The 15,788-nt window shown below is 62.0% G+C and carries 13 protein-coding genes and 1 pseudogene; 4 read left to right on the forward strand and 10 right to left on the reverse strand.

Annotated elements, in window-relative coordinates; genetic code table 11:
- Positions 1 to 4: 4 nt before the first annotated feature.
- The 6 genes and pseudogenes from AAFO92_RS18400 to cysK all read right to left on the reverse strand — a co-directional run.
- Positions 5 to 1,249, reverse strand: coding sequence for an NAD(P)/FAD-dependent oxidoreductase (locus AAFO92_RS18400; protein WP_347537628.1), 1,245 nt, complete (start codon positions 1,247 to 1,249; stop codon positions 5 to 7).
- Positions 1,250 to 1,279: 30 nt separating this feature from the next.
- Positions 1,280 to 1,420 carry a hypothetical protein gene (locus AAFO92_RS18405; protein ID WP_347537630.1) on the reverse strand — a complete coding sequence of 47 codons (141 nt, stop codon included), beginning with the start codon at positions 1,418 to 1,420 and terminating at the stop codon, positions 1,280 to 1,282.
- Between the two features lie 68 nt (positions 1,421 to 1,488).
- A complete protein-coding gene (locus tag AAFO92_RS18410) occupies positions 1,489 to 2,067 on the reverse strand; it encodes an OsmC family protein (RefSeq protein ID WP_347537632.1) in 579 nt (192 codons plus the stop codon).
- Between the two features lie 292 nt (positions 2,068 to 2,359).
- Entirely contained in the window at positions 2,360 to 3,778 is a 1,419-nt protein-coding gene (locus tag AAFO92_RS18415; protein WP_347537634.1) for an aminotransferase class V-fold PLP-dependent enzyme, read from the reverse strand.
- Complete coding sequence (locus AAFO92_RS18420; RefSeq protein WP_347537760.1) at positions 3,775 to 4,134, reverse strand: glutaredoxin domain-containing protein; 360 nt, start codon at positions 4,132 to 4,134, stop codon at positions 3,775 to 3,777. Before AAFO92_RS18420 ends, AAFO92_RS18415 begins: the two co-directional genes overlap by 4 nt.
- Before the next feature lie 90 nt (positions 4,135 to 4,224).
- Positions 4,225 to 5,250, reverse strand: a pseudogene (gene cysK / locus AAFO92_RS18425) (cysteine synthase A); the annotation flags it as partial.
- Positions 5,251 to 5,651: 401 nt separating this feature from the next.
- Here cysK and AAFO92_RS18430 point away from each other — a divergent pair.
- Together AAFO92_RS18430 and AAFO92_RS18435 are read left to right on the forward strand one after the other, a co-directional pair.
- Positions 5,652 to 7,910 carry an ATP-binding protein gene (locus AAFO92_RS18430; protein ID WP_347537636.1) on the forward strand — a complete coding sequence of 753 codons (2,259 nt, stop codon included), beginning with the start codon at positions 5,652 to 5,654 and terminating at the stop codon, positions 7,908 to 7,910.
- A complete protein-coding gene (locus AAFO92_RS18435) occupies positions 7,907 to 8,614 on the forward strand; it encodes a response regulator (RefSeq protein ID WP_347537637.1) in 708 nt (235 codons plus the stop codon). Before AAFO92_RS18430 ends, AAFO92_RS18435 begins: the two co-directional genes overlap by 4 nt.
- Before the next feature lie 10 nt (positions 8,615 to 8,624).
- On the opposite strand, the gene AAFO92_RS18440 is transcribed toward AAFO92_RS18435, so the two are convergent.
- Positions 8,625 to 9,710 carry a DMT family transporter gene (locus AAFO92_RS18440; protein WP_347537639.1) on the reverse strand — a complete coding sequence of 362 codons (1,086 nt, stop codon included), beginning with the start codon at positions 9,708 to 9,710 and terminating at the stop codon, positions 8,625 to 8,627.
- 192 nt (positions 9,711 to 9,902) lie between these two features.
- Here AAFO92_RS18440 and AAFO92_RS18445 point away from each other — a divergent pair, with 192 nt between their 5' ends.
- A complete protein-coding gene (locus tag AAFO92_RS18445; protein WP_347537641.1) occupies positions 9,903 to 10,799 on the forward strand; it encodes an HAD hydrolase-like protein in 897 nt (298 codons plus the stop codon).
- Positions 10,800 to 10,847: 48 nt separating this feature from the next.
- Here AAFO92_RS18445 and tdh read toward each other — a convergent pair whose 3' ends face one another.
- The 3 genes from tdh to AAFO92_RS18460 all read right to left on the reverse strand — a co-directional run bounded on the left by tdh (position 10,848) and on the right by AAFO92_RS18460 (position 14,185).
- Positions 10,848 to 11,873 carry an L-threonine 3-dehydrogenase gene (gene tdh / locus AAFO92_RS18450; protein WP_347537761.1) on the reverse strand — a complete coding sequence of 342 codons (1,026 nt, stop codon included), beginning with the start codon at positions 11,871 to 11,873 and terminating at the stop codon, positions 10,848 to 10,850.
- Positions 11,874 to 11,884: 11 nt separating this feature from the next.
- Entirely contained in the window at positions 11,885 to 13,075 is a 1,191-nt protein-coding gene (locus AAFO92_RS18455; protein WP_347537643.1) for a glycine C-acetyltransferase, read from the reverse strand.
- 192 nt (positions 13,076 to 13,267) lie between these two features.
- On the reverse strand, positions 13,268 to 14,185 hold the full coding sequence (locus AAFO92_RS18460) for a LysR substrate-binding domain-containing protein (RefSeq protein WP_347537645.1): 918 nt from the start codon (positions 14,183 to 14,185) through the stop codon (positions 13,268 to 13,270).
- Positions 14,186 to 14,278: 93 nt separating this feature from the next.
- Here AAFO92_RS18460 and AAFO92_RS18465 point away from each other — a divergent pair, with 93 nt between their 5' ends.
- Positions 14,279 to 15,787 carry a trimethylamine methyltransferase family protein gene (locus tag AAFO92_RS18465; protein WP_347537647.1) on the forward strand — a complete coding sequence of 503 codons (1,509 nt, stop codon included), beginning with the start codon at positions 14,279 to 14,281 and terminating at the stop codon, positions 15,785 to 15,787.
- Position 15,788: the final 1 nt, after the last annotated feature.

Genomic DNA, 15,788 nt, shown 5'->3' on the forward strand with positions numbered 1-15,788 from the left:
TACCTCATGCGGCTTTGGGCGGCGATGCGCCCAGTTGGTTGGCGATCAATTTCGTGATGGCGCGGGCGTCCTGCCCGACACCGTCGATGAAGCTGGAATTGCACCGGCGCATATAGGGCAGACCCACCGTGTAGAGCCCGGCAACAGGGGTGGCGCCGTCTTGTTGGCAAATCTCTCCGCCCGGCGACAGAACCGGTACGTGAAGCCACGAATAGTCGCGGCTGTAACCTGTGGCCCATATGATCGTCCTGATCCCTTCGCGGGCCAGGTCAATCTGCGCAGGCGCGACCGGACAATCGACCGGATCAATGCGGCCGGGCGCGGGGGCATTCAGGCCGTGCCGGGCGATATGCTGGTCGATCCGGCGCAGGATTCTTCCCATGCGGGCCTCGGCGCTCCGGATATCTTGGCGAAGCGTTTCGCCAAGCCCGATCCTCGTGCCCTCTGCGCCGGTCAGGCGGCCTGTCACACGACCGCCCTGGGCCCGAAACGCCGCCAGGTCAAGCGATCTGCCGGTTGGACTGCCGATCAGTTGAACGGAATGTGTCCGGGCAAGGGTATCGACATCCCGCGCCGGATCGCGTTTTTCCTGCAGGATGCCGGTGCGCTCCAGCCAGACCATGATGTCGCGGCCGCGATAGGTGCGGGGCACCCGTGTGTGCCGTCCTGCCGCCAGGGTGACGTCGCAGCCGGAGGATTGCAGCGCGCTGGCGATTTGCAGACCAGAGGCCGACGCCCCCACAACCAGAACGCCGCCCCGGGCGATCTGCGACGATGTCTTGTAGCTGTCGAGGGTTACCTGAGCGATTGACGGGTCGATGGCCGAGGCGCATCGAGGGACGCGCGGTACATCGCAGGCGCCGGTCGCAATCACCACGGATCTTGCCCGCCAGTTTCCCCGCGTCGTCGCGACCAGAAAAGCGCCCGCCCGATGCGCCACCGACAGCACCCGCGTATGTGTCATGACAGGTGCCGAAAAATCGGCGCCGTAAGCCGTCAGGAATTCAGTGACTTCTTTGCGGGACATGAACCCGTGCGGATCGCGGCCCTGATAGGACCAGCCGGGCAGGCGGGTCATCCAGTTGGGCGTCAGAAGCCGTAGCGAGTTCCACCGCTCCGCACGCCAACGCTGGGCAACCTCGCCGCGCTCTATCACCAGGTGGTCGATTCCCAGATCGGTCAGGCAGCGGCTGGTTGCAAGACCTGCCTGGCCGCCGCCAATGATAATGACATCTGTTTTCCGGTCCATTGAACTGCTCCTCAGCGCCCTGCGGCCTGGTCAGATCATTGCGAAGTCGAAACCGATGCGCTGGAAATACGCTGGTTCGGGTTTGTATTTCCCACCGTGGCGGGAACCGCGGGATGCGGTGTAGGCCATTTGCCGGGTGGCCTGGCGGTTGGAGTTCTTGAAGCGGGCCATCTTTGACCTCCTTTCAGGGTTGGGGAAATTTCGGCGGACGCGGATCGGGCGCACCCGCCGGTTTCGGATCAGGCGGCGATGTCGACGCTGACGTTCACGCCATTGGCGAGCACATCGAACACAGCTGATCGCGCCACCGATTGACGGACGACCTGTTGCAGTTGTTCCGCCGGGGCGTCGCCCTTGACCGAAACGCTGGCGCGGATGTTGGCAAAGCCGTTGCGCACCTCGTCGTTCAGGCCCAGGATGCCTTGCATGTCCATGTCGCCCTCGATCGTGGTTTCCACCGAATGCAGCGTGATCTGACGGACCGAAGCGATATTGCCGATACCGGCGGTGATGCACGCGGCGAGAGCCGACAACAGGTATTCCACCGGGGTCGGGGCATTGTCGCCACCGCACAGAACCGCGGGGTGGTCAGCTTCGGCAACGAAGTCCGCCGCGCGCTGGTGTTCGCCGCCGGCGCCGTTGAAACCGTTGATGCTGGTCCGGCTGTGGGTGCCGCTGAGCCATTCGCCGTTGGCGCGAAAGGTGAACTTGGCCAGTTCCGTTTGTTGGCCGACGGCGCCGATGGTGCCAAGAAGGGTGGGAACATCCACGCCGTTCATGGCGATCTTTGCGGGTTTGTCCATTACGGCATTTGCCATTTTATCGTCCTTTGCTTCGAGATTTTCAGTACCCGTAGGTTGGTTTCCGCCCCGACGCAGGGAGATGAGGTAGGGAACGTGGGAACCATCGCGCCCGGGCAATGAGGGTGTTTTAGCCAAGGCGTGTTTCAGCATTTCATCGCGCAAAGGTGCTTTGGGTTTCATATGTTTCAACTGGTTTTGGATTGCGTAACGCCGGGGTTAACGCGTTGATAAAAATAAAAAACCCCGGTGGATTTTCCCACCGGGGTTGCCAAGCGGCTCCGTGAGCGATCGCCTGTACAGCGCCTTTTCAGCCGCCGATCTCATGCCATAGCTCAATGATCTTGTGCGCCAGCTCCTGCATGTGCAGTGGGCCGGTGTCCTGGCTGATGATCGAAACCCGCAGGACACACCGGCCCCGCCATTGGGCGGTGCGAAAGAAATGCCTGCCATCGGCGTTGAGGGCGTCTTCCATGGCCCGGGTCAGGCGGTCTGCGTCCGTTTTGCCGCGGCCCCGGTCGAAGGACAGCACAAGCTGGTTCAGCACGACATCGTTCAGAATGGCGATTCCCCGCACATGTTGCAGTTTGTGAGCCAGAAGGCTGGCACAGTCGCAATGATTGCGCACCATGTCAGAAATCCCGTCGCGGCCGAACGCCTTCATCGTTGCCCAGACAGCAAATCCACGTCCGCGCCGGGACAGTTCCGGATTGTAACTGGTCGCGTTGCGGCCGTCGCGCGGCTCGTTCGGCAGGTAGCTGGCCGTGATGTCCATCGCGCGGCGATGCGCATGTTCATGACGTACAATGGCAAAGCCCGCATCGAACGGAATCTGAAGCCATTTATGCCCATCGGTTGACCAGCTGTCGGCCCGCTCGATGCCTTCGGTCATTGCCCGCGTAGAGACGCTGGCGCGTGCCCAAAGCCCGAACGCGGCGTCGACATGCAGCCAGGCGCCATATTCTTCGGCGAGATCTGCAAGCGCGTTGAGATCATCGAAAGCGCCGGTGTTGATATGCCCGGCTGTCGCGATCACGATCTTGGGCCCCTGCGGAGCCGCCATGAGGCGGGACAGCGCGTCCACATTCATCCGGCCCTGGTCGTCGGCCGGTACCTCGACGATATTCCGGCTGCCGAATCCCAGGTAACGCAAGGCCGCAAGGTTTGACGCGTGCGTTTCCTCCGAGACGAAGACGGTCACCGGCGGCGCATATTGCAGGCCGGTTTCGGCAAAGTCATGTCCATCGCGGCGCAGCATCTCGTCGCGGGCGGCGGCCAGGCCGATGAAACCCGCCATCGTTGCTCCGGTGGTGATGCCCACCGATGCCGTGCGCGGCAGATCGAGTATGTCGAGCAGCCAGCCGCAGGCCACTTCCTCGGCGGTCGCGGCGGCCGGCGAGCCCTGGTAGAGCGCGGCGTTCTGGCCCCAGATCGAGGTCAGCCAGTCGGCGGCGACGCCGACCGGATGCGAGCCACCCATGACCCAGGCGTGAAAGCCGGGTTGGGTGTTGCCGACAAGACCGGGTTCGGCGGCGGCAATAAGCTCGTCAATGATCTCGGTGCCGGGCTGGCCCCTGGCGGGTAAATCGCCGCCGAAGGACTCGCGCAGCTCGGACAGCGTGGCGGTGGGATGCAGGTTGCTTTTGCGGTCGCGATAATCCTGGGCATAGACAGCTGCGGTGGTCAGCGGGCTGCGGTCAAGGGTGGGAAAGGAATGTATCTGTTTCATCTTGGGTGAATCCATTTCGGAAGGAAGGAATAGGCATTGACGTTGCCTGAGGGCGCGCAGGGGATGCCCGCCGCCGCGAGCCGTTCATGAAGGCTGCCGTCGTTGAAGGCGTCGAAGGTCTCGGTCGCGCCCCCGATATGTTCGCCGCCGACAAAGATCTGCGGGATGGTCGCCTGACCGGTGACCTGGCGCAGGGCGGCCCGCATTTCGGTACCCAGGTTGTCCTGCTGGTAGGGCAGGCCATCCAGGTCGACGCTCTGATAGGTGATCCCCGCTGCGGCGAACATCTTGCGCACCGACCAGCAGAACTCGCACCATTCAAGCGCGAAAATGACGACAGGTTTGTTGGCGACCATGGCCCGAAGTTTTTCGATAATTTCGGGGCGCGCGGCCTGGGCCGCACCTGCCGGAGGCCGGGGTGCCGGTTTGTCGAACCGAGCACCTTGCGTCGATCGTGACAGTGCCGTTTCCTCGGCGGTCATTTCGGCCGGGACTTCCTCGAACAGCGGGGTCGAAAGATACCGCTCGCCCGTATCCGGCAGCATCGCCAGAATCTTGGACCCCTTGGGTGCCGTACGCGCCAATTCCAGCGCGGCGGCTAAGGTGGCACCACCGGTGATGCCGCAAAGGATGCCCTCTTGCCGGGCGAGGGCCCGGGCCATCGACAACGCATCAGCGCCCGCGACGGGCTGCATCTGATCAATTAAGCCGTCCTTCAGCGACTGATTGGCGATCTCCGAAATGAAATCGGGTGACCAGCCCTGCATCGGATGCGGGCGGAATTCCGGGTGGCTTGCGGCGGCGCTGCCATCGTCGTTGAATGGCTGGACCGTGCCGCTTCCCATCAGCCGGGCATTTTCGGGCTCGGCCACGACAACCTTGGTGGCGGGGCTTTGCGCCTTGAGCACACGCGCCACGCCGGTCAGCGTTCCACCGGTGCCGAAACCGGTTACCCAGTAATCCAGCCCCCCGGCGCCGAAATCACGCAGGATTTCGCGCGCTGTCGTACGGCTGTGGATGTCGGCATTTGCAGGGTTTTCGAACTGGCGCGACATGAACCAGCCGTGTTCTTCGGCCAGCTCGCGCGCCTTGGCAATCATGCCGGTGCCTTTTTCCGCGGCAGGTGTAAGAACGACCTTCGCCCCGAGAAACCGCATCAGCTTGCGTCTTTCGACGCTGAAACTTTCCGCCATGGTGACCACCAGCGGATACCCTTTCTGGGCACAGACCATGGCCAGTCCAATGCCGGTGTTGCCGCTGGTCGCCTCGACGATGGTCTGGCCGGGTCTAAGCGATCCGTCACGCTCGGCCGCTTCAATCACGCCCAGTGCCAAGCGGTCCTTGACCGATCCCATCGGGTTGAAAGCCTCGAGCTTGACGAAAATCTCGACATCGCTCGGCGCCAGATTGTTGATCCTGACAATCGGTGTGTCGCCGATGGTGTCCAGGATGGAATTCTTGATTTGTGACATGGGATCAGTCCTGTTCTGAAAATCTTAGATATGCGTTGGCCGGCGCTTGCCGGCGTAGAGATTGGCGTAGTTGCCGGGGCGATAGCGGGCGGGCATCTTGTGAATGCCCGAAGCGATGCCGGGAGAAGGGTAGTCATGTTTCATCCTGGTTTTCCTTTCCGAGAGGCCGTTGTGACGGATCCGTTCTGCGCGGCCAAAGTTGCAATCTGTTGTCCGGAGACGGGGTTTCGTGTTTCATTCGCGCAAGCAGGGGGTCGCGGCGCGGGAATTTCGAAAATGTATTTGGAACAGATATTTGAGCGATTTGCCGGCGTCGGTGGGCACGGGGCCGCTGTTACAATTGAAACAAATTGCCGGGGCGTCGAAAACCGGCTGAAACAAAGGCCCGATAGGTAACGGTTATGGCCATCGGAACCGATTCAAAACCATTCGTTCGTGACCCGGCAGCAGCAGACTTAGTCTGGGACGCGATTGAGGCGTTGTCGGAGGGTATTGCCGTCTATGACAGGGACCACAGGCTGGTCACCTGTAACCAGCGATATATCGACATGTATCCGCTGATCGCCGATCTGATCAAAAGGCGTGCCAAGTGGGAAGAACTGATAAGAGCCGGCGCAGAGCGAGGACAATATGCCGATGCCCTGGGCCGGGTCGAGGAATGGCTGTTGGAGCGGGCCGACCTGGAAACGGAGTTCAGCACGAACCTCAAGCCCCAGATTCGCGAGGTCGCGCTGACCAGCGGTGCGGTTTACGAAGTTCGGCTGAGCCCGACAAGTCAGGGCGGATTTGCCGTCACGAATATCGACATCACCGAACAACGGCAGGCCGAGAAAGTTGTCCGCGAACAGGAAAACATTTTGCGCACGGTGCTGGAGGCCTGCCCGGTGATCGTGGTGATGGCGCGTATGAAGGACGGCCGGATCCTTTACCGGTCGCCGGAGGCGATCAAGTTCTTTGGCAACACTTCGAGCGCGGTAGAGCACTACGTCGACCCCAAGGACCGCGTGACATATATCGAGGCGCTGGAAAAGGCCGGGCGGGTCGATGATTTCAGGCTGCTTCAGCGCGATGTCGAGGGCCGGACGCGGGCCACCACGATGTGGGGCCGGGTGGTGGAATTCGACGGCGAGGCCTATATCGTCACCGCGATCGTGGATCTCAGTGACCGGCATGAGCGTGACGACCTGATCCGACGGGTGCTCGAAGCCTGCCCGACGCCGATACAGATGACCCGCGCCGAAACCGGCGAGGTGCTTTTCGCAAGCCCGGAAACCGTCTCGCTCTTTGGCCGTACCGATCTTGCCCGCCAGTATTATGCCGATGCCGGAACGCGCGAACGCTACCTTCGGCAGTTGCGCCGCGACAGGGTGGTGAACGAATTCAAGGCGGAATACATCAACGCGGCGGGCAAACGTTTCTGGGGTTCGGTCTCGGCCCGCCTGATCGACTTCAACGGCGAAGAGGTCATCGTATCCAATACCCGCGATCTGACCGAGCAGCTGCAGATCGAAACCGCGCTGCAGCAACAGCAGGACCAGCTGTTTCAGAACGAGAAACTGTCGGCGATGGGCGAACTGCTGGCCGGCGTCGCGCATGAGTTGAACAATCCGCTGTCGGTCGTCGTGGGCCATTCGCTGATGCTGCGAGAGGACTGCCATGATCCCGAAACGCTGCGCCAGGTCGAAAAGATCAGCCACGCGGCGGAGCGCTGCGCCAAGATCGTCAAGACGTTTCTGACGATGGCGCGGCAGCAACCGGTGCGGATGCAGAAGGTCGATATCAACGAGATCATCCAGACGGCCGTGGACGTCGCCCGGTACGGGGACAAGGGCGACGGTATTACGCTGGATTGCGCGCTGGACGCGGACCTGCAACGGGTCTGCGCCGACCCCGACCAGATCACACAGGTTTTCATCAATCTCATCCTGAATGCCGAGCAGGCAATTCGCGACAGCAACCAGGGTCAGAGGATCACCGTTTCGACCTCGGCAGCGAAGAATGGCAAGGCGGTCAAGATCACCGTCGAGGATGACGGGCCGGGCATTCCCAAGAAACACCGCAACCGCGTGTTCGAACCGTTTTTCACCACCAAGGATGTGGGCGACGGCACCGGCATCGGCCTGGCATTGTGCCACCGGATCGTACAGTCGCATAACGGCCGGATCTCCCTGGGCGAGGGCAGCAGCGGCGGGTCGCTGTTCACGATCGAGTTGCCCCTGGATCTTGAAGTCGCACCGCATCCCGAAAAACGCCAGGAGGCCAAGGCGCCGGGAACGCCTATTCGCGTCCTGATCCTGGATGACGAGGATGACGTGGCCGAGTTGAACGCCGAAATGCTGACGCGGGCGGGGTACGATGTGGACGTGTTCAACCACGCGGGACAGGCAAGAGAGGCCCTGCGCCAGGGCGAGTACGGGCTGGTGCTGAGCGACCTGAACATGCCGGATATCGACGGCAGGGGATTTTTCGGGATCATCAGCAGCGAATTTCCACACATGATCGCCAGGACCGGATTTGTCACCGGCGATACGATGGGCCGCGCCTCGCAGACATTTCTGGCCGAGGCCGACAGGCCCTGTATTGAAAAACCGGTATCTCCCAAGGAATTGCGGGCCTTCGTGGCCGATATCATCGCTAACGCAGAAAAGGTTTCCGAATGACGACTACAGCGACAATCATGGTATGCGACGACGAGCCTGACGTGCGCGAAATGCTGCAGGAATACCTGTCCAAACGCGGGTTCGACATCGTGGCGGCCGCCAACAGTCAGGAACTTCGGGCGACCTTGGAAAAGGCGCCGGTCGATCTGATCCTGCTGGATATCAACATGCCGGGCGAGGATGGGCTGACGACGTTGCGGACGCTCAGAACCGACAATCAGGTGCCCGTCGTCATGCTGACCGCGGCGGGTGAGGTCATCGACAAGATCGTCGGCCTGGAAATGGGCGCGGACGATTACCTGGCCAAGCCGGTTGACCTGCGCGAGCTTGAGGCGCGGGTAAAGGCCGTGTTGCGACGCAGGACAGAACCTGCGGTGACACCTGCCGCCGACGCATCCGGATCCGCTGCTTTTGGCGCGTTCACGCTGGATTTGTCGGCAGCCAAATTGCTGACGGCTGAAGGTGAGGAAGTGCCTTTGACGGCGATGGAATTCAACCTGCTCAGCCTGTTTGCGCGTAATCGGGGGCGGGTGCTGAACCGTGACCAGATCCTGGAACAGGCGCATGACCGCTCGTGGGATCCTTTCGATCGCAGTATCGACATCCGTATTTCGCGCCTGCGCCGCAAGATCGAACCGAACCCGCAGAAGCCCCAGATCATCAAGACCGTCCGCGGGATCGGCTATATTTACGACCCCGATTGACCGTTCGGCATCAATAGCTGCCCGTGTATGCCCTGTTGTTGGCACCGGGCAGGGCGGCAACCGGCACCACCAGCTGAGCGATCCCTTCAGGCGAGAAGGTCGGGCGTTTGCGCCAAATCCGTTTCAGTTCGGGCAGCACCGGCATTTTCAGCTGGCCGACACAGATCGCCAGCAGGATCAATGCGCCGCCGGGCAGCAACCCGGCCCCGGGGTTTTCACCCAGCAGCAGCATCGCAAACACGACCCCCGCCACTGGAGAGAAAGATGATGCAAGCGCCACATCGCTTGAGCGCGCGTATTTCAGCGCGATGAACCAGGTCAGCTGACCGACCACCACGACCGGCAGCGCATAGAGCCAGATCCAGCTCAGCAGCACGGGCGAAAACACGTCCTGAAACTGTTGCGGTCCGCGCAGGACTGAAATCAGCGCGAAATAGATCAGCGTCCCGGCTGCGGTGCGGTAGATCGAAAACAACCCCATCGGAATTTCCTTGAGCGCTTTGCGGGCGACGATCGCAGAGGCGACATAGGAAAGGGTCGCCAAGGCTGCGGCAATCTCGCCAATGCCGAAGACGCAGTGACCACCGCTTTCACGCAGAACGATGATGAGCATGGCGCCGAAAAGGGCAACAAGACCTGCGGTGAAAGCCTTCAGGTCGACGCGTTCTCTTAGGAAGACACCTGCCGCCAGCAGGAATAGCGGCGGCTCGATCCGGCTGACCAATACCACGTTAGTCACGCTGGAATGTTCCAACGCGAAAAAGAACAACCCGGGCGTCAGGGCCGAGGACAGCAACGCCGATAGCGTCAGCAGGCCCCAGTGACCCCACGAGAGCCTGCGCAGGTTCTTGCGGGTCCAGTCGCCGCGAAACAGAACCGTCATCGGGATCAGTGAAATCAACGATCCAAGAAACAGCAGGTTGGTGAATGTGATGGCATTGCGCCCCCCGGCCACGGGCGACGCCGCGCCGATATCGACCAGCAAGGTCGCGATGGAATTTGATGCGGCATAGATAAGAACCCCCAACCAGGCAAAGCCCAGGCCAAACTGGGTGGGGGTGATCGTGCTGAAATGGTTTGTTGAAGGCGTTCGCATGATTGCGCTCCGGTTTCTGAATGCCGAAGGAATAAGCGCGCCGTGTTTCGCCTGAATTTCCTGCGAACCCCTTCCGTGTTTCAGTTGTTTCGTCTGCGTATGCGGGTGAAACACTGCCGTGTGGGGCACGTCCGAAGGGCTATTTGCCGACAGGCCCTTTCAATTCCGCGCGAATGCACCGACAAGGCGGGCATGAAGACTGACCTGCAAGACACCCGATCAGTATTCGACCGCTACGAGGAGATCCGTGCGCGGTTGCCAGCCGCCCCCGGTTCGCCGAAGACCCGGCGGGTTGGGTCCCTGATGGATTTGATGGGGCAGGTTGATGCCTTTGTCTTTGACGCTTTCGGGGTGCTCAATATTGGCGAGACGCCGGTGCCGGGTGCCGCGCGTCGGCTTGGGCAGCTCCGGTCGGAAGGCTGCGCGATCCGGGTTCTGACCAACGCCGCGAGCTATCAGAGGAGTGCCGCAATTGCCAAGTTCAGGCGATTGGGGATGGGGTTGCACGACGATGAGATCATCACCAGCCGCGATGCGACAATTCGGTCGCTGGACCCGCGCAACTGGGGCGCCATTTGCGCGTCAGAGGATACGCTGGCCGATATTCAAGGTGATGTCGTCAGGCTGGGAAACGATCCGGCGGCCTATGACCAGGTGGACGGATTCCTGTTCCTGTCGACGGCGGATTGGGATCTGCACAGACAAGGCCTGCTGGAGGCCGCATTGCGGCGGCACCCGAGGGAGGTGATGATTGCCAATGCCGATCTGGTCGCGCCGCGCGATCACGGGTTTTCCCTGGAGCCGGGCTATTTCGGTCACCAGCTTGCCGACAGGACCGGCGCAAAGGTCAGGTTTTTCGGCAAACCTTTTCGCGAGGTATTCGATATGGTCGAAGCATCGCTGCCGGCCCTGCCCGGGCACAGGATCGCGATGTGCGGCGACTCGCTTCATACCGATATCCTGGGCGCAGCCGCGTCAGGTTGGAAATCCGTGCTTGTAACGCAGGACGGGCTTTTTGCCGGAACGGATGTGGGGCGCTATGCAACCGCATCGGGTATCCACGCGGACTGGCTGGTCAGCCGTATCTGATCGTCACGCAACGGCACCGGGCGGTATTGCTCGGGCACCCTGCTGCGGTCAGCCCCAGTCCATGACGACTTTGCCGGCGTTTCCTGAGATCATGGCGGCGAAGCCGTCCGCAAAGTCGTCGATTCCGATGCGGTGGGTGATCAGGTCGGTCAGGTCCAGGCCCGACTGCACCAGCGCGATCATCTTGTACCAGGTCTCGTACATCTCGCGGCCATAGATCCCCTTGACGTGCAGCATCTTGAAGATGACCTTGTTCCAGTCCACCGCGAACTCGGTCGGGGCAATGCCCAGAAGCGCGATCTTGCCGCCATTGTTCATCTTGTCGATCATGTCGCGGATCGCCGGGGCGGCGCCGGACATCTCGAGGCCGACGTCAAACCCTTCGGTCATGCCGATCTCGGCCATCACGTCGCTCAGGTCTTCCTTGCCGGCATCCACCACGTGCTGCACGCCCATCCGCCGCGCCAGTTCGATCCGATAGGGGCTGATATCGGTGATCACCACCTTGCGCGCGCCGGCCTTCTGCGCGACCAGCGCGCCCATGATGCCGATCGGGCCCGCGCCGGTGACAAGCACATCCTCGCCCACCAGGTCGAAGCTGAGCGCGGTGTGCACCGCGTTGCCGAAAGGGTCGAAAATCGCGGCGATCTCATCGGGAATATCGTCCGGGATCGGCACCACGTTGCTTTCCGGGATGCAGAGATACTCGGCAAAGCTGCCGGGGCGGTTCACTCCCACACCCAGCGTGTTGCGGCACAGGTGCCCGCGCCCGGCGCGGCAATTGCGGCACTTGCCGCAGACCACATGCCCTTCGCCCGAGACCCGCTGGCCGATCCTGTACTTGGTTGCCGCCGATCCGCAATCGGCGATCTCGCCGCAGAACTCATGGCCCACGACCATCGGCACGGGCACCACCTTGGCCGACCATTCGTCCCATTTCCAGATATGCACATCGGTGCCGCAGATGGCGGATTTGCGGACCTTGATCAGCACCTCTCCGGGGCCGGGCTCGGGTACCGGCACGCTTTCCATCCACAGGCCTTCCTCGGGTCTTGCCTTGACCAGCGCCTTCATCTGATTGTCGCTCATGAGATGATCTCCATTTCCCTGCCGACGGCAATGAAGGCGTCGATGGCGGTGTCCAGTTCCGCGCGGCTATGGGCGGCGGACATCTGGGTGCGGATTCGGTCCTGCCCGCGCGGCACCACCGGAAAGCTGAAGGGGGCCACGTAAACGCCGCGTTCGTCCAGCCGCCGGGCCATCTCCTGCGCCAGTTTCGGGTCGCGCAGCATCACCGGGATGATCGGGTGTTCGCCGGGCAGCAGATCGAACCCCGCCGCCGACATCCGCTGACGGAAATGGGCGGCGTTTTCCATCAGCCGGTCGCGGCGTTCGGTCGAGGCCTCCAGCATGTCCAGCACCCTGATCGAGGTCTGCGCGATCACCGGCGCCAGCGTGTTGGAGAAAAGATAGGGGCGCGAGCGCTGCCGCAGCCAGTCGATCACCTCTTTCCTGCCCGAGGTATAGCCGCCCGAGGCCCCGCCAAGCGCCTTGCCCAGGGTGCCGGTCATGATGTCCACCCGGCCCATCACGTCGCAATGTTCGATGCTGCCACGCCCGGTCTTGCCCACGAAACCGACCGCATGGCTGTCATCGACCATGACCATCGCGCCGTAGCGGTCGGCCAGGTCGCAGATCTCGCCCAGCCTGGCGATGTACCCGTCCATCGAAAAGACGCCATCGGTGGCGATCAGCCTGAACCGGCAGTCTGCGGCGGCCTGCAGCTGCGCCTCCAGGTCGGCCATGTCCGAGTTCGCGTAGCGGAACCGCTTGGCCTTGCACAGCCGCACCCCGTCGATGATCGAGGCATGGTTCAGCGCGTCCGAGATGATCGCATCCTCGGGGCCCAGGAGCGTTTCGAAAAGCCCGGCATTGGCGTCGAAACAGCTGGAATAGAGGATCGTGTCCTCGAACCCGAGGAAGTTGGAAATCCGCCTCTCCAGCTCGGTATGCTCTTCCTGCGTGCCGCAGATGAACCGCACCGAGGACATGCCGTAACCGTATCGCGCCAGCGCCTCCCGCCCGGCCTCGATCAATTCGGGGTTGTCACTGAGGCCCAGATAATTGTTGGCGCAAAGATTGATCACCTCCCGGCCCGAGGCCAACGCCACCGTCCCGGCCTGCTTGCTGGCGATGACACGCTCGGTCTTGTAAAGCCCGGCCTCCCTGAGACCCTCCAGTTCCTGGGAAATGTGGCTGATGAATGCCTGGGTCATCCTCTTCCTCCGCTGATGGAAAGCGCCGGGTGGACCGCTTTCCTGTTCTTTCCTGGTGTGAGCTTCGCTCTCCTCGAACCCTCTGGGTATAGCCATACAGGTCACCGGGCATCTTCGCCAGTTGATTGGCTGGGCGCCTGCCTCATTGGCGACATGCGCCATCAGCCCAGCGACAATCTTGCCTGCCCCTGGTCACGGGCCGTCAGGGAAATCCGAAACCGAGATGATCCAGTCGCGAACCAGCGTGGCCGGGTGCGACAGCGGCTTGGTCCTGGACCAGATCAGGTAGATGCCGTTGCCGGTTTTCCACGCCCATTCGGTGCGCGCGGCCAGGGTCTTGCGGTCCACCAGCCCCTGCACGACATGCTGCCAGCCAAAGGCGAAACCCTGACCCGACAGGGCGGCCTGCAAGACCAGCGCATAGTCGTTGAGCCGGAGCCCGGCAACGATGTCACGATCCCTTATGCCGTGATGGGCGAACCATTGCGACCATGTCGGGCGCTGGCGCACAGGCTCTTCGAGGTGGATCAGCCGTTCGTTCAGCAGGTTGGGAATGGACCGCAGATTCTTGGCGGCGGCCATCACCTCGGGGCTGGCGACGGGAAAGATCACCTCCTCGGCGATCAGCGCCGAATGCACGCCGGGCCAGTTGCCGCTGCCCAGCCGGATTGCCAGGCTGATATTCTCGGCGTCGATATCCGGCTCGTGATCGCTGTTTTGCAGCCGCAGGTCGACATCGGGGTGCTGTTCGCGCAAGAGATGCAGCCGCGGTATCATCCAGTAATATGAGAAGCCCGAGGATGAATTGAGCGTCACATGTTCCTTTCGGCCCATTTTGTGCACCGCTTCGGCGGAGGTCTCGATCTCGTGCAGCGCGCGCGACACATCGGTGAAGAACCGCATCCCCGCATGGGTCAGCGAAACCTTGCGGTGCCCGCGCTCGAATAAAATCACGCCCAGAGAGGATTCAAGCTGCTTGATCGCCGCGCTGACCGAGGGTTGCTGCATCCCCAGTTCCTCGGCTGCGCGGGTGAACGAGCCTAGCCGCGCCGCCGCTTCGAAGACAAAGAGGTTACGCGGAGAAGAGAGGAGCTTGAGTGAGTTTCGCATAGACTGACACTATCCAAACCATCACTATTTTCAAGGATCACAAACGCTGGAATCGCCTCTATCAACGGCGGGTAATTCGATCAGGAGGCAGGAATGGCCCGTCGCGCATCTTCGGACAGCTCTGACGCTGCCATTTCCCAATCGCCCTATGTCCAACGGCGCCTTCCGTTCTTCGACCCGCTTGACGAGGAACAGATCACGCGGCTTGAGGCGCAGGTAGACTGGCTGTTCGAAAACGTGGGTTTTGCCTTTCGCGATGATCCCGAGGCCATCCGCATCTGGGCCGATGCCGGAATCAAGCAGAAGGATGGCTTGATAAAGGCCGACGCCCAGTGGGTGCGCGCGCTGTGCGCCAAGGCGCCCAGCCAGTTCACGCAAGTCGCGCGCAATCCCGAACGCTCGGTCATCATCGGCGGCAGAAACCAGGTTTTCGCGCCGATCTACGGCGCGCCATTCGTGCGCGACCTGGAAGGGGGGCGGCGCTATGCCACCTTCGACGATTTCCAGAAGCTGGTGAAGCTCGCCTATATGCACCCCAACCTGCATCATACCGGTTTGGTGATCGCCGAGCCGACGGACATCCCCGTGTCCAAGCGGCACCTGGACATGGTCTATGCCCATATGGTGCTGAACGACAAACCGCATCTGGGCGCAATCACCGAAAAGAGCCGGGCGCAGGACAGCGTGGACATGGCCGAGATCCTGCACGGCAAGGCGGTGATGGACGAAAACGTGGTCATCATGGCCAATGTCAACACCAACTCGCCGCTGCTGGTCGACCGGGTCGTGACCGAGGCCATCCAGGTCTATTCGTCGCGCGGGCAGGCGATGGTGGTAACGCCCTTCATCCTGACGGGCGCCATGGGGCCGGTATCGACCGCCGCGGCGGTGGCCCAGGCGATGGCCGAGGCGATGATCTGTTGCGCCTTTGCCCAGCTTGTGCGCCCGGGCGCGCCCTTCGTGATGGGCAACTTCCTCAGCTCGATGTCGTTGAAATCCGGCGCGCCGACCTTCGGAATGCCGGAACCGGTGATGTCCAACTATGCCATCGGGCAACTGGCGCGCCGCGCGGGCCTGCCGCTGCGCTGCGGTGGATCGCTGACCGCCTCCAAGATCGAGGATGCGCAGGCGGCCTATGAAAGCGCCGATTCAATGCACTCAACCATGCTGGCCGGGTCGAATTTCACCCTGCATGCCGCCGGATGGCTGGAGGGCGGTCTGGCCACCGGGTTCGAGAAACTGGTGATGGATGCCGACCGGCTGGGCAGCTATCAGAAAGTGCTGGATCAGGGGCTGGATTGCAGCGATGACGCCTTCGCCCGCGATGCCTATGAAGAAGTGCCCGCCGGCGGGCATTTCCTGGGCTGCGGCCACACGATGCGCAACTATCAGAGCGCTTTCTACGAGGCGCAGCTGAGCGATAGCGAGAATGTCGAAAGCTGGGAAGAAGGCGGCGCGAAGGATATGCGCCGCCGCGCCTACGAGCGCTGGAACCGTATGTTGAAAGACTATCAAGAGCCGCCGATCGACATCGCGCGGAAAGAAGCGCTGACCGCCTATGTCGCAAAACGCAAGGAAGAACTGCCGGACGCCTGGTACTGAG

The sequence above is a fragment of the Roseovarius sp. CAU 1744 genome, from assembly GCF_039839345.1.
GTDB lineage: Bacteria > Pseudomonadota > Alphaproteobacteria > Rhodobacterales > Rhodobacteraceae > Roseovarius.

Excerpts from the sequence above, each read along its gene's own strand:
- AAFO92_RS18420 (WP_347537760.1), bottom strand. The coding sequence starts at position 4,134 with ATGGTCGCCAACAAACCTGTCGTCATTTTCGCGCTTGAATGGTGCGAG.
- AAFO92_RS18445 (WP_347537641.1), top strand. The coding sequence starts at position 9,903 with ATGAAGACTGACCTGCAAGACACCCGATCAGTATTCGACCGCTACGAG.
- AAFO92_RS18415 (WP_347537634.1), bottom strand. The coding sequence starts at position 3,778 with ATGAAACAGATACATTCCTTTCCCACCCTTGACCGCAGCCCGCTGACC.
- AAFO92_RS18455 (WP_347537643.1), bottom strand. The coding sequence starts at position 13,075 with ATGACCCAGGCATTCATCAGCCACATTTCCCAGGAACTGGAGGGTCTC.
- AAFO92_RS18410 (WP_347537632.1), bottom strand. The coding sequence starts at position 2,067 with ATGGCAAATGCCGTAATGGACAAACCCGCAAAGATCGCCATGAACGGC.
- AAFO92_RS18405 (WP_347537630.1), bottom strand. The coding sequence starts at position 1,420 with ATGGCCCGCTTCAAGAACTCCAACCGCCAGGCCACCCGGCAAATGGCC.
- AAFO92_RS18465 (WP_347537647.1), top strand. The coding sequence starts at position 14,279 with ATGGCCCGTCGCGCATCTTCGGACAGCTCTGACGCTGCCATTTCCCAA.
- AAFO92_RS18400 (WP_347537628.1), bottom strand. The coding sequence starts at position 1,249 with ATGGACCGGAAAACAGATGTCATTATCATTGGCGGCGGCCAGGCAGGT.
- AAFO92_RS18430 (WP_347537636.1), top strand. The coding sequence starts at position 5,652 with ATGGCCATCGGAACCGATTCAAAACCATTCGTTCGTGACCCGGCAGCA.
- tdh (WP_347537761.1), bottom strand. The coding sequence starts at position 11,873 with ATGAAGGCGCTGGTCAAGGCAAGACCCGAGGAAGGCCTGTGGATGGAA.
- AAFO92_RS18440 (WP_347537639.1), bottom strand. The coding sequence starts at position 9,710 with ATGCGAACGCCTTCAACAAACCATTTCAGCACGATCACCCCCACCCAG.
- AAFO92_RS18435 (WP_347537637.1), top strand. The coding sequence starts at position 7,907 with ATGACGACTACAGCGACAATCATGGTATGCGACGACGAGCCTGACGTG.
- AAFO92_RS18460 (WP_347537645.1), bottom strand. The coding sequence starts at position 14,185 with ATGCGAAACTCACTCAAGCTCCTCTCTTCTCCGCGTAACCTCTTTGTC.